General features: G+C 71.3%; 13 protein-coding genes. 9 read left to right on the top strand and 4 right to left on the bottom strand.

Annotation, left to right across the window (positions count from 1 at the left end):
- Nucleotides 1-303: 303 nt before the first annotated feature.
- The 4 genes from Cs7R123_RS24160 to Cs7R123_RS24175 are packed head-to-tail and all read left to right on the top strand — an operon-like array spanning nucleotide 304 to nucleotide 3,855.
- A complete protein-coding gene (locus tag Cs7R123_RS24160) occupies nucleotides 304-1,269 on the top strand; it encodes an ABC transporter ATP-binding protein (protein ID WP_212830001.1) in 966 nt (321 codons plus the stop codon).
- Nucleotides 1,269-2,051 (top strand): ABC transporter permease, encoded by a 783-nt coding sequence (locus Cs7R123_RS24165; RefSeq protein ID WP_212830002.1) that lies wholly within the window; start codon nucleotides 1,269-1,271, stop codon nucleotides 2,049-2,051. The genes Cs7R123_RS24160 and Cs7R123_RS24165 overlap by 1 nt, the downstream gene beginning before the upstream one ends.
- An 11-nt stretch (nucleotides 2,052-2,062) precedes the next feature.
- Entirely contained in the window at nucleotides 2,063-2,851 is a 789-nt protein-coding gene (locus tag Cs7R123_RS24170; RefSeq protein WP_212830003.1) for an ABC transporter permease, read from the top strand.
- Complete coding sequence (locus Cs7R123_RS24175; RefSeq protein WP_212830004.1) at nucleotides 2,848-3,855, top strand: hypothetical protein; 1,008 nt, start codon at nucleotides 2,848-2,850, stop codon at nucleotides 3,853-3,855. The genes Cs7R123_RS24170 and Cs7R123_RS24175 overlap by 4 nt, the downstream gene beginning before the upstream one ends.
- A gap of 13 nt (nucleotides 3,856-3,868) precedes the next feature.
- On the opposite strand, the gene Cs7R123_RS24180 is transcribed toward Cs7R123_RS24175, so the two are convergent.
- From Cs7R123_RS24180 to Cs7R123_RS24195, 4 genes are all read right to left on the bottom strand, one after another.
- Nucleotides 3,869-4,768: a radical SAM protein gene (locus Cs7R123_RS24180; RefSeq protein ID WP_212830005.1), complete on the bottom strand. Its 900-nt coding sequence runs from the start codon at nucleotides 4,766-4,768 to the stop codon at nucleotides 3,869-3,871.
- A gap of 224 nt (nucleotides 4,769-4,992) precedes the next feature.
- On the bottom strand, nucleotides 4,993-6,270 hold the full coding sequence (locus tag Cs7R123_RS24185) for a vanadium-dependent haloperoxidase (protein WP_212830006.1): 1,278 nt from the start codon (nucleotides 6,268-6,270) through the stop codon (nucleotides 4,993-4,995).
- A 175-nt stretch (nucleotides 6,271-6,445) separates the two neighbouring features.
- Nucleotides 6,446-7,384, bottom strand: a complete 939-nt coding sequence (locus tag Cs7R123_RS24190) for a hypothetical protein (RefSeq protein WP_212830007.1) — start codon at nucleotides 7,382-7,384, stop codon at nucleotides 6,446-6,448.
- Nucleotides 7,381-7,722 carry a PadR family transcriptional regulator gene (locus Cs7R123_RS24195; RefSeq protein WP_212830008.1) on the bottom strand — a complete coding sequence of 114 codons (342 nt, stop codon included), beginning with the start codon at nucleotides 7,720-7,722 and terminating at the stop codon, nucleotides 7,381-7,383. The genes Cs7R123_RS24190 and Cs7R123_RS24195 overlap by 4 nt, the downstream gene beginning before the upstream one ends.
- A gap of 450 nt (nucleotides 7,723-8,172) precedes the next feature.
- Here Cs7R123_RS24195 and urtA point away from each other — a divergent pair, with 450 nt between their 5' ends.
- From urtA to urtE, 5 genes are all read left to right on the top strand, one after another.
- Nucleotides 8,173-9,417, top strand: a complete 1,245-nt coding sequence (gene urtA, locus Cs7R123_RS24200; RefSeq protein ID WP_212830009.1) for an urea ABC transporter substrate-binding protein — start codon at nucleotides 8,173-8,175, stop codon at nucleotides 9,415-9,417.
- A 75-nt stretch (nucleotides 9,418-9,492) separates the two neighbouring features.
- Nucleotides 9,493-10,392, top strand: coding sequence for an urea ABC transporter permease subunit UrtB (urtB, locus tag Cs7R123_RS24205; protein WP_212830010.1), 900 nt, complete (start codon nucleotides 9,493-9,495; stop codon nucleotides 10,390-10,392).
- Nucleotides 10,389-11,480 (top strand): urea ABC transporter permease subunit UrtC, encoded by a 1,092-nt coding sequence (gene urtC / locus Cs7R123_RS24210; protein ID WP_244872102.1) that lies wholly within the window; start codon nucleotides 10,389-10,391, stop codon nucleotides 11,478-11,480. Before urtB ends, urtC begins: the two co-directional genes overlap by 4 nt.
- Nucleotides 11,477-12,217 (top strand): urea ABC transporter ATP-binding protein UrtD, encoded by a 741-nt coding sequence (gene urtD, locus Cs7R123_RS24215; RefSeq protein ID WP_212830012.1) that lies wholly within the window; start codon nucleotides 11,477-11,479, stop codon nucleotides 12,215-12,217. Before urtC ends, urtD begins: the two co-directional genes overlap by 4 nt.
- Nucleotides 12,217-12,906: an urea ABC transporter ATP-binding subunit UrtE gene (urtE, locus tag Cs7R123_RS24220; protein WP_212830013.1), complete on the top strand. Its 690-nt coding sequence runs from the start codon at nucleotides 12,217-12,219 to the stop codon at nucleotides 12,904-12,906. The genes urtD and urtE overlap by 1 nt, the downstream gene beginning before the upstream one ends.
- Nucleotides 12,907-12,911 lie beyond the last annotated feature (5 nt).

Raw genomic sequence — 12,911 nt, forward strand, 5'->3', positions numbered from 1 at the left:
ATCCGGAATCGCCATTTCGTAGGACGATCTTCTGCCGCCTGCTCGGAAGCATCGACATGCATGAAAGACACTTATCCTCCACCTGCCGCTATTTACCGACAGGGTCCTCAATGTGCAACCATTGTATTTACATAGATATATCAGAAGATTCCACAATGGACTGTCACCCATTGAGACACGGCGTGATCTCCCTTGCACGGCGTCCGGTCGGTCCCCTAAAGTTCGGGCTCTGTTCGCGCAAGACGGCTGCAAGTGAATGACGACGGCGTCGACCCTTGGGCCCGATCAGCTACGGGGGCGCCGATGACCGACCATGAGCCGCCACTCGTCGAGGCCGCCGGACTCGGCAAGACCTATCCCGCCGGACCGGGCGGCACCGAGCTCGCCGCCGTACGCGGCATCGACCTGCGGCTGCACCGCGGCGAGGCGCTCGGCCTGCTCGGCACCAACGGCGCCGGCAAGTCCACCACCATGCGCATGCTCGCGGCCGTCTCCCCGCCCACCTTCGGCACGCTGCGCGTCCTGGGCATGGACCCGCTGCACGACAGCCCGCACATCCGCGCCCGCCTCGGCGTCGTGCCCCAGGACGACATGCTCGACCAGGAACTGACCGTCCGGGAGAACCTGCTGGTCTACGGGCGCTACTTCGGACTGTCCCGAGCGGTCCTGCGCGAGCGCACCGCATACCTGATCGAGTTCGCCGCGCTGGAGGCCAAGGCCGACGCGCCCGTGACCTCCCTGTCCGGGGGCATGCGGCGGCGGCTCACCATCGCCCGCGCGCTGATCAACCAGCCGTCGCTGCTGCTGCTCGACGAGCCGACCACCGGCCTGGACCCGCAGGCCCGCCAGCTGCTGTGGGACCGGCTCACCCGGCTCAAGCAGGACGGCGTCGCCCTCATCGTCACCACGCACTACATGGACGAGGCCGAGCAGCTCTGCGACCGCGTCGTCATCATGGAACGCGGCGCCGCCGTCGCCGACGGCACCCCGCGCGAGCTCATCGAGGCCCACGCGCTGCCCGAGGTCGTCGAGCTGCGGTTCACCACCGCCGAACACGACCGCGGCACCACCGCCGTCAAGCAGCTCATCGCCGACGGCGCCGCCTGGCGGCTGGAGGAGCTGCCCGACCGCCTGCTCATCGGCACCGCCGACGGCGCCGACACCCTCGCCCGGGTCGAGGCCCGGGTGTTCCCGCGCGCCAGCCTGGTCCGGCGGGCCACCCTGGAGGACGTCTTCCTGTCCCTGACCGGCCGCGCGCTGGTGGACTGATGACCGGGCTCACCTACTCCCCCGCATACGCCGAGTTCCGGTACTGGGGCGCGATCTTCGCCAAGTCGTGGCGGCCCGTGCTGGTCAACAGCATCGTCAACCCCGTGCTGTTCCTCGCGGGCATCGGCCTGGGCCTGGGCCAGCTCGTCGACGCCAACGCGCCGCTGGCCGGGGGCCTGACCTACGCGGCCTTCTTCGCCCCCGGCCTGCTGGCCGCGGCCGCGATGCAGACCGCCGTCGTCGAGGGCGGACAGACCGTCTTCAGCGCGGTACGCAACCGCCGCAGCTACCTCGTCGCGGCCTACACCCCGCTGCAACCGCACGACATCCTCAACGGCCACCTGCTCTTCATCGCCGCCCGGATCCTGCTCAGCAGCACCATGTTCACCGCCGTCATGTACGCCTTCGGCGTGGCCCACGCGCTGACCGCCATGCTCGCGATCCCGGTGGCGGTGCTGCTCGGGCTCGCCTGCGCCGCACCCACCGCCGCCTGGGCCGTCACCGTCCGCCGGGCTGCGGTGATCGGCAACTTCTCGCGGTTCGTCGTCATGCCGGTGTACCTGTTCTCGGCCACGTTCTTCCCGATCGAGGTCATGCCCGGCTGGCTGCAACCGGTGGTCTACGCCAGCCCGCTGTGGCACGGCGCCCGGCTGTGCCGCGCCCTGACCACCGGCACCGCCACCCTGACCGGCGCCGCCGCCGACCTCGCCGTCCTGGCGGTCACCGCGCTGGCCGGATACCTCGCCGCCCGCCGCACCTACCGCCGCCACCTGCACGCTTAACGGGAGCCAGCATGAGCACCATCGCCGCGCCGACGCCCCGCCGCGCCGCCGGACGCCCCTGGTGGCTGGTCGAACGCCACCTGCGGGTGTACCGCAAGTCCTGGTCGGTGTTCATCGCCGACCTCACCGAGCCCCTGCTCTACCTCGTCGCCATCGGCCTGGGCGTGGGCAGCCTCGTCGGCGACGTCGCGGGCACCGGCGTGCCGTACGCGCAGTACGTCGCCCCCGCGCTGCTGGCCACCTCGGCGATGAACGGCGCGATGAACGAGGCCTCCAGCCGCGTCTTCATGCGCATCAAGGTCGAGAAGACGTACCAGACGATGATCACGACGCCGATGACCGTCACCGACATCCAGTACGGCGAGATCGCCTGGGCGATCCTGCGCGGCCTGGCCGGCACCGGCGGGTTCCTGGCCGCCGCCGCCGCGTTCGGGCTGATCCGCTCGCCGTACGCGCTGCTCGCGCTGCCCGCCGCCGCGCTGGTCGGGTTCGCGTTCGCCGCCTGCGGCCTGCTCGTGGCCACCCTGCTGCGCAGCTGGTACGACTACCTCTACCTCCAGCTGTTCATGCTGCCCATGTTCCTGTTCGCGACCACGTTCTACCCGCTGGAGGTCTACCCCGCCGCGTTCCGGCCGGTCGTGCAGGCGCTGCCGCTCTACCACGCCGTCACCCTGCTGCGGCAGGTGTGCCTGGGCCGGTTCGACCTGCACGCCGCCGCCGCCGTGGCCTACCTGCTGTTGCTCGGCCTGGCCGCCAGCGCGCTGGCCGCGGGGCGCTGGCGCCGGATGCTCCAGTCGTGACCGGACACCTGCTGCCCCACGTGGTGCAGCGCCACTACAACGCCTACGTCTACCTCGCCCTGCCGCTGTGCGCCGCCCTGGCCGAGCCCGGCGGTCCGGACTGGTTCGGCGGCCGGTTCCTCCAGCTGCACGCCTACCGGCTGGCCAACCGGCCCGACGAGGTCCACCTCGACCTGGTGGACTCGTTCGCGTACCAGGACTTCCTGACCGTCGAGACGGTCGGCGCCGACGCCGCCCGCGACCTCACCGACGCCGCCGGGTTCGTCGGCGACCAGCTCGCCGCCGGACGCCGGGTCATCCTGTTCACCGAGGACTCGACCCTGGCCGGGCACCCCTACCAGCGGTTCCGCGAGTTCCTGTTCGTGGGGTGCGACGGCGGCCGGCTGACCGCGATCGGGTTCGACGCCCGGCGCCGCTTCACCACCGCCGAGTTCACCGCAGCCCAGGTCGACCACGCGTTCCGGGCCGGGCTGCGGTTGCAGGCCGAGTCGGGCGGGCCGGTGCCGGTCACGGCGTACGCCCAGCTGCTCGGCCCGCGCACCGACCGGCCGCAGCCGGACCGCGACCTGGCCGCGCAGCTGCGCGACTACGCCGACGGCACCGCCCCGGCCGGGTTCGACCCGCGCGCGGGCTGGTGGTGGTTCGACCGGGCGCTGGACCTGGCCCCCGACACCGCCGTGCGCTACGGCACCGACGTGTACCCGCTGCTGGCCGAGCAGCTGACCGCCCACCTCGACCGCGACCGGCCGCTGGACTACCCGATGTTCCACCTGCTCGCCGAGCACAAGCGGCTGGTCCTGGACCGGCTGCCCGCCCTCGGACCCGACCCGGAGCTGCTGGCGCGCTACCGGGCGCTGGCGACCGAGGTGGACACGCTGCGGATGAAGATCCTGCTGTCGCGCGAGCGCCGGCAGCGGCTGCTCACCGCCGCCGACGTCGACGCCCTGCTCGCACTCGGCCGACGCGAACGCGACCTGCTGCTGACTGCGGTGGCGGCCGCGTGAGCGGCCGCCGAGGTCACTTCCGGCTCGCCAGCGACCGGCCGCGCGGTGCCGGGCTCGGGCCCAGGGCCAGCACCGTGCGCAGCGCGTCGTGCTTCTGGCTCAGCGTGGTGTCCTTGATGTCGACGCCCTCGGAGATGACGCACCTGCTCAGGTCGCCGTACGGGCTCAGCCTCAGCTCGCGGTCGCGCCGGTCCCCGGTCGGGTGGGCGGCGACGATCCCGATCCTGGCCGCACTGCCCGGCACCCGGTAGTAGCGGCACGCGGGGTTCTTGTCCGCGTCGCCCGCGGCGTCGGGCACCGGCCGCCCGAATTTGGCCGCGATCAGATCGAGGGCCCGCTCGGCGGGCACGGCCTGGTCGTCGGGCCGGTCTCCGTCGAACACCGGCTGGTCGGACCACACCTCGATGAGCCGCAGCGTCACCCGGCCGCCGTAGCCGCCGGCCCAGGCGACCAGCTCGGTAACCTCGTCCGGGTCCTTGCCCAGCAACGTGTTGACCTTGACGGCGCCGAACGCCTCGACCGAGTCGTCGAGCGCGCGCAGGACGATGTCGAGGGTGTCGTCACCGCGCTGGGGCCGCAGCGAGTCCAGGCTGATGGTGACCCGGGTCAGGCCCGCGTCGAGCAGCTGCGGCAGCAGCCCGGACAGGTGCAGCCCGTCGGTGGTCATCGCCTGCTCGACGTAGCCGAGCTCGCGGGCGTGGGCGAGGTAGCGGAGAAGACCGGGGCTCAGGGTCGGCTCGCCGCCGCTGTAGTGCACCCGGTCCACGCCGAACCGGTGCGCCGCTGAGATCACTTCGAGGATGTCGAGGTCGTCGACGGGGGTGTGTCCCGCGCGCTGCCTGTCGGGGTTGCAGTAGACGCGGAGGTGGAAGTCCTTGCCCAGGTTCTCGTCGCCTGGAATCAGTGGGGACATGGCGGCTTCACCATCCCTGTGAGCGGTGACGTGCCGATCGTCCGGCGTTGGACGACACTGCGGGTATTGCGGCTAAGCATTCATGATCATATCGAAATTTGGCAATCCTTTCCCGTGCTCCCCTGGCGGTGGACCGCCACCACGCTCCGTCACCGACGGCGAACGAGCGGGTCCGCTTCGTGCCCGGCACCCGCCCGTTCGCGTACTGATGACAGAACAGCCGGTCAGTCCACCGGCGCGAACCAGTGGTGCCGCTCGTACTTGGCGACCTTGGCCCCGATCACGGCGCCCGCCACGTCGGCGGTGCGGAAGTGGATGCCGCCCCACACCCGGGCCCCGATCAGCTCCTTGCGCGCCGCGGTGAAGGTGGCGAAACTGCGGGTCGTGCCGGTGACCGGGCTGAGCCCCGAGAACGCCACCTTGTCGGTGCCGAAGAAGTCGTGCAGCGCGTGCGTCCAGGCGCTGATGTTGCAGGAGTGGCCCGAGGAGTGCTCGTACCAGGGCGGGGTGTCCAGCAGCGGGGTCCAGGCCGGGTCGGCGGCCGTGTCGGGGTTGCCGTCGGTGTCGGCCTCGCGGATCGCGGTGATCGGCCGCCAGGACGTCCAGTGCGACTTGTCGGCGTGGCAGGCGATCACCGCGTCGGCCGTGGCGAGCGCGACCCGCGCGAACAGGCGGGCGCTGTCGTCGGCGGACAGCCCGTGGCCGGTGGCCAGCGAGCGCAGCATCGCCTCCTGCGGCACCGCCGCCCACCAGCGGGCAGCGTCGGTCTGGTCGGCGGTGCGCGTCGTGCTGGTACGCGACCCCACCGCCTTGACCTCCTCGAAGTCCTCGGTGTACGCCGCGCTGGTCAGCGCGTTCGGGCCGTCCGAGCGCAGCGCCGCCACGTCCGGCACCAGGAACGGCTTGACCTTGCCCGCCCAGGGCGCCGGGTCGACCAGGAAGTTGGGCGGCGTCGGCCGCCACTGCCCCGGCTGCGTGCCGATCACGACGGTCGTCGGCGCGCCGCGCCCGTCCCCGGTGCGTGCCGTGATCATCGCGGCGGCGGACTGCTCGCCGTCGGCGATGCCGCCCTGCTCGGCCGGGCCGTCCGGGATGGCCGCCAGCGCGGCGTCGTACTTCGCCTGCAAGGTCGGGCCCTGGCTGGGGAACAGGTGGACGAGCATGCGGAAGGCGGCGGTCGCGGCGGCGGCGTCGACCGAGTCGCCGGGCTGGGAGCCGACCTGGAGCAGGTACGGCTGGTGGGTGCGGGTGATGCCGTTGACCGCGTCGTACACGGCGCCGTGCACCATGGCCCGGTTGATCAGCGCCACGTGCGGCACGAACGGGCCGGAGGCGAGGATCGCCTGCTCGGTGGCGAGGTTCCAGTCGATGACGGCGTTACCCGCGGCGCGCGGTTCGGCCTGCGCGGCTGGGGCGGCCGGGGCGGCACCGGCCCGGCCGACCGGGACCACGAGCAGGGACGTCAGGGCGGCGGCAGCCGTCACACAGGACCATCGCGACATCGAGTTTCTCCTGGCCAGACACAAGATCACGCGGCCGGACGGCCGCCATCACGGAGGGTAATCATCGACTCCCCGCCACGTGCGCGTGCCGCGCCGGTCAACACGGGTGATCCGAAATCGTGGACGCTGGGTGTCGCCCTGGCAACACCCAGCGTCCACGATTTGCGATCTCCGGTCAGTGGGCGGGCACCGTCCGGCCCGGCTTGCGCAGGCGCCGCAGCTGCTGATACCCGTCGATGACGACCACCAGCGTCAGCACCACCAGCGCGAGCTTCATGATCTCGTCGGTAGGCGCGGCGACGAACACCGGACCCGCGAGCGCACTCCACGCCATGGCCGCTCCCATGAAGACGGTCAGGCCCAGCGACAGCCGCCTGGTGGCCCGCTCCCAGCGGCCACGCACCCCGACGGCGACCAGCAGCGCGATGCTAGACACGACGGCCGCGAGCAGCACGGGCCCGCGCACCCGCAGGAAGCCGGGGTCGTAGACGAACGCGTCGAGGGCGGACTGGGCGACGCGGCCGCCCGAGACCAGGTCCAGGAACTGCGGGAACCAGAGCATCAGCGCGGTCCCGGCCACGGCGAACGCCGCGGCGGTGAACCGGCCGCCCCGGTTCACCGCATCGGTGGCCGGCGGGCGCGGCTGCCAGGCGAGCCGGTCGGCGAAGCGGCGGCGCACCCAGGCGGTGCCGGCGAAGCAGACGCCCACCACGCCGGGCCACCACAGCGCGGGCAGCGCGGCGCCGAGCCACCAGTCGCGCACCGCCAGCAGCCAGTGGTCGTACGGCACCGGCGGCCACAGCACCCGGGCCAGGCCGACCGCCCAGATGACGGCGACACCGATCACCGAGGTGCGCACCGCGCGCCGGGTGTCGACGGGGTCGATGAGCGGGCGGGCCGGCCGGTAGCGCAGGACGACCTCGTTCGGGTGCCCGAACCCGTTGAGCAGGTCGCGGGCGAGCGCGTCGCGGTCGGCGCCGGGGGCGGCGGCGCGTTCGGCGAGTTCGTCGTGCAGCAGGCTGCGCAGTTCGGCGGCGACGTCGTCGCGCTGGCGGCGCGGCAGCTGTGCGACGACGTCGGAGACGTAGCTGTCGATCAGGTCGTCGGCGTTCATCGGATCGAGCCCTTCAGCAGGTCGGACATCGTGTCGTTGAGGGTGCGGTAGGTCTCGGTGAGGCGCTGGTAGAGCGCGCGGCCGTCGGGGCTGAGCGCGTAGTAGCGCCGGGGCGGGCCCTCGCTGGTGCGCCACTGGCTGGTCAGCAGCCCCTGGGTCTCCAGCCGCCGCAGCAGGGGGTAGAGGGTGCCCTCCTCGATCTGCATGCCGGCCTCGGACAGCGACTGGCGCAGTTCGTAGCCGTAGCGGAAGTCGTCGAGCTGGGACAGCACGGCCAGCACCACCACACCGCGGCGCAGTTCAAGTTCGAGCTTGTCGAACACGTCGGGTGAAGCCATGCGGCACACAGTACTGTGTGCCGTACAGTAAGGCAACGCCTTGACACCGCGGGCGGGCGGCAAGATACTTCATGCGTGAAGGATTCGGCTCGATAAGAGCCGGTCCCCGCAATTGCGCCAGCGCTCTCGCGCCCATCATATGGGCCGCGAATGAGTGCTGGCTTTCGCTGTTTCAGCAGTTAGATAGCCGTGCACATTGGCCAGTACACAGCCTATTAAGAATGCCGAAACAGTCGTGTAACGACACTCGCGGAATCTATGCGTGCCCGGCATTGAGGTGGCCGCCCGGCAGCCGGCACAACCGGCTGGGGCCGCCGCCGCGCGCTGCCCGGCACGTGTAACGCCTCTACCACCGCGGGAACGGCCCCGGCCGACGACGACGTCTCCCCCACCGCGGTTCCGTCCTTCTTCAACGACTGATGCTCCGCTGACGCTGGGAGATCTCTGAAGATGTTCAGGTTCCACGGCCGCCGCCTGGCGGCATGCAGTGCCGTACTCGCCGCCGCGCTGGCGGTCGCCGCCTGCGGCAGCAAGACCGGCGAGACCGGCGCCAACGCCGGTGTCACCGCCGACACCTCGGGCGACACCGTCAAGGTGGGCCTGCTCAACTCGCTGTCGGGCACCATGGCCATCAGCGAGGTGACCGTCCGCGACTCGATCAAGCTCGCCATCGAGGAGATCAACGCCGCGGGCGGCGTACTGGGCAAGAAGCTGGAGCCCATCAGCGAGGACGGCGCCTCCGACTGGCCGACCTTCGCCGAGAAGGCCAAGAAGCTCATCAAGGAGGACCGGGTCGCCGCGGTCTTCGGCTGCTGGACCTCCGCCAGCCGCAAGGCGGTCAAGCCGGTGTTCGAGGAGAACAAGGCGCTGCTGTTCTACCCCGTGCAGTACGAGGGCCTGGAGCAGTCGCCCTACATCTTCTACACCGGCGCCACCACCAACCAGCAGATCGTGCCCGGCCTGGACTACCTCAAGGCGCAGGGCAAGAAGACGGTCTACCTGGTCGGCAGCGACTACGTCTTCCCGCGTACCGCCAACAAGATCATTAAGGCGTACGCTGCCGCCAACGGCCTGACCGTGCTCGGCGAGGACTACGCCCCGCTCGGCTCCACCGAGTTCGGCACCATCGTCAACAAGGTCAAGGCGTCCAAGGCCGACGCCGTCTTCAACACCCTCAACGGCGACAGCAACGTGGCCTTCTTCAAGGAGTACAAGTCCGCGGGCCTGACCGCCGCGACCATGCCCGTCGTCTCGGTGTCCATCGCCGAGGAAGAGGTCAAGAGCATCGGCACCCAGTACCTCGCCGGCCAGCTCACGGCGTGGAACTACTACCAGACCACCACCGGCGCCGCCAACGACAAGTTCGTCAAGGCGTACAAGGCCAAGTACGGCGCCGACAAGCCGACCTCCGACCCGATGGAGGCCGCCTACGTCTCGGTCTACCTGTGGAAGGCGATGGTCGAGAAGGCCAAGTCCTTCGACGTCGAGAAGGTCAAGGCCGCCTCCGACGGCATCACCTTCGAGGCTCCGGAGGGCCTGGTCACCATCGACGGCGCCACGCAGCACATCTACAAGACCGCCCGCATCGGCAAGATCGGCGACGACGGCCTGATCACCGAGGTGTGGAACTCCGGCGCACCGGTCAAGCCCGACCCGTACCTCAAGGGATACCCCTGGGCCGGCGGCCTGTCCTAGTCCATCAGCACCCGGGCCGGTGGAGCGGAGCCCCAGCCGCTCCGCCGGCCCCCACCCACGACGAGGGACAACCCGATGACCGTGATCCTCGGCCAGCTGTTCACCGGCATCAGCATCGGCGCGGTGCTGCTGCTCATCGCGCTCGGCCTGGCCCTGACGTTCGGGCAGATGAACGTCATCAACATGGCGCACGGCGAGTTCATCATGGCCGGCGCCTACACCACGTACGTGCTCCAGCAGGTGCTCACCGACGCCGGGATGTCGCTGCTCGTGGCCATCCCGGTCGCGTTCGTGGTCGCCGGGCTGCTCGGCGTGCTGCTGGAGGTGCTGCTGATCCGGCGGCTCTACCTGCGGCCGCTGGACACCCTGCTGGTCACCTGGGGCGTGTCGCTGATGCTGCAACAGCTGGCCCGCGACGTGTTCGGCGCGCCGAACGTGCAGACCCGCGCGCCCGACCTGCTCACCGGCAGCACCACGCTGCTGCGTACCGCCGACGGCGACGTGTCGATCGCCAACAGCCGCCTGTTCATCCTGACCCTGGCCGTGATCGCGGTCGTCGCGCTCACCGCCGTGCTCAAGTGGACCCCGCTGGGCCGCCGCATCCGGGCCGTGGTGCAGAACCGCGACCTGGCCGCCGTCTCCGGCATCGCCAACGGCCGCATCGACCGGCTCACCTTCTTCATCGGCTCCGGCCTGGCCGGGGTCGCCGGGGTCGCGCTGACCCTGCTCGGCCCGATCGGCCCGACCATGGGCACCAACATCATCATCGACGCGTTCCTGGTGGTCGTCGTCGGCGGCATCGGGCAGATCAAGGGGAGCGTGATCGTGGCCTTCGTGCTCGGCATGCTGCAGTCCACCGTGGAATACCTGACCACGCTGTCGGTCGCCAAGGTGATCGTGTTCGTGGCGATCGTGGCGTTCCTCCAGTGGCGCCCGCAGGGCATGTTCACGCTGCGCACCCGGAGCCTCGCGTGAGCGCCCGCACCCGCGCCCTGGCCGGGTTCGCCGCCGGGGCGGTGCTGCTGTTCGCGCTGGCCCCGGCCGTGCTGACCGACTTCCGGCTCAGCCTGCTGGCCAAGTACCTCTGCTTCGCCATCGTCGCCGTCGGCGTCGGGCTGGCCTGGGGCCGCGGCGGCCTGCTCACCCTCGGCCAGGGCGTCTTCTTCGGCCTGGGCGGCTACGCGATGGCCATGCACCTCAAGCTCGCCGACGCGGGTCCGGGCCACATGCCCGACTTCATGCAGCTGTACGGCCAGCTCGACGAACTCCCCGCCTGGTGGCGCCCGTTCGAGAACCCCGTCTTCGCCCTGGCTGCCACGATGCTGCTGCCGATGCTGGTCGCGTTCGGCCTCGGCTCGCTGGTGTTCCGCCGCCGGGTGCGCGGCGCCTACTTCGCGATCCTCAGCCAGGCCCTGGCCGCCGCGATGGTCATCCTGCTGATCGGCCAGCAGGGCACCACCGGCGGCACCAACGGCCTCACCGACATCGAGGGCTTCTTCGGATACGCCCTCGACGACCCGGTCAACCAGCGCACCGTGTACTTCATCATCGCGGCCGTGCTGCTGGCCCTGCTGGCGCTGGCCCGCCAGCTGATGCGCAGCCGCTACGGCGAGCTGCTGGTCGCCGTCCGCGACGGCGAGGAGCGGGTCCGCTTCCTCGGCTACAACCCCGCCAACGTCAAGCTCGTCGCGTACGTCGTCGCCGCCGGGATGGCGGGCCTGGCCGGAGCGCTGTTCGTGCCCGCGGTCGGCATCATCTCCCCCGCCCTGATCGGCATCGTGCCCTCCATCGAACTCGTCATCGGCGTCGCCGTCGGCGGCCGGGCGACGCTGCTCGGCCCGGTGATCGGCGCCGTGGCGGTGGCGTGGGCGAAGACGGCCCTGTCCGAACGGTTCCCGGGCACCTGGACGTACGCGCAGGGCCTGATGTTCGTGCTGGTCGTGGCATTCCTGCCGGGCGGGCTCGCGTCCCTGTGGGCGCTGGTGCGCCGCCGCACCGCCCCGGACGCGCCGAGGACCGAACCGGCGCCGCTGGCGCCCGAACCGAGTGAGGTGGCCGTATGAGCGGCGGGCTGCGCATCCGCGACCTGCGGGTGGTGTTCGACGGGTTCGCCGCCGTCGACGGCGTCGACCTGGACGTGGCACCGGGCGACCTGCGGTTCCTGATCGGACCCAACGGCGCGGGCAAGACGACCCTGATCGACGCGGTGACCGGGCTGGTCAAGGCCTCGGGTTCGGCCCGGTTCGGGGAGACCGAGCTGCTGGGACGCGACGTGCACCGCATCGTACGGCTGGGCGTGGGGCGCACGTTCCAGACCGCGGCGGTGTTCGAGGAGCTGACCGTGCTGCAGAACCTCGACATCGCGGCGGGTGCCGGGCGCGGGCCGTGGACGCTGCTGCGGCAGCGCCGGGGCATCCCCGCCGACGTCGCGAAGGCGCTGGAGACCATCGGCCTGGCCGACCGGCGCGACGACCTGGCCGGGACCCTCGCCCACGGGCAGAAGCAGTGGCTGGAGATCGGCATGCTGCTGGTGCAGGACGCCAAGCTGCTGCTGCTCGACGAGCCGGTCGCCGGGATGAGCCACGAGGAGCGCGAGGCCACCGGCGCGCTGCTGGAGGCCGTCAGCGGCGAGCGCACCGTGGTCGTGATCGAGCACGACATGGACTTCCTGCGCCGCTGGGCCCGCACCGTCACCGTCCTGCACGCCGGGAAGGTGCTCAGCGAGGGCACGGTCGCGCAGGTGCAGGCCGACCCCCGGGTGCAGGAGGTCTATCTCGGACACGCGGCGAAGGAGGCGTGATGCTGCGCATCGAAGCGATCACCGCCGGGTACGGCCGCAGCATCGTGCTGCGCGACGTCGACGTGACGGTCGCCGACAGCACCGTGACGGCCGTGCTCGGCCACAACGGGGCGGGCAAGAGCACCCTGCTGCGCGCCGCGATCGGGCTGATCAGGCCGCGTTCGGGCATGGTGCTGCTGGCCGGGGAGGACGTCACCCGGCTGGCCCCGCACCAGCGGGTCGACCGCGGCATGGCGTACGTCCCGCAGGGCCAGCAGTGCTTCCCGCACCTGACCGCCGCCGAGAACCTCCAGCTCGTGGCCGACGGCAGGCGCGGCGGCAAGGAGGCGCTGGCCGAGTCGCTGGACCTGTTCCCGGCGCTGACCGGGCTGCTGCGCCGCCGCGCGGGTCTGCTGTCGGGCGGGCAGCGCCAGCAGCTGGCCATCGCGCGGGCGCTGATCACCCGGCCGAAGCTGCTGCTGCTGGACGAGCCGACCGAGGGCATCCAGCCCAACGTGGTGGCCGAGATCGAGCAGGCGATCCTGTCGCTGGCCTCGGGCGGGCTGTCGGTCCTGCTGGTCGAGCAGCACCTGGGGTTCGCGCTGCGCGCGGCGCACCGGTACCACGTACTCGAATCGGGCAGAGTGACCTCAACGGGTGCGGGTGGCAGCGACGCCGAACCCGCGGTCCGTGCCGCCCTCTCCGTGTGAACCGA

The sequence above is a fragment of the Catellatospora sp. TT07R-123 genome, from assembly GCF_018327705.1.
GTDB lineage: Bacteria > Actinomycetota > Actinomycetes > Mycobacteriales > Micromonosporaceae > Catellatospora.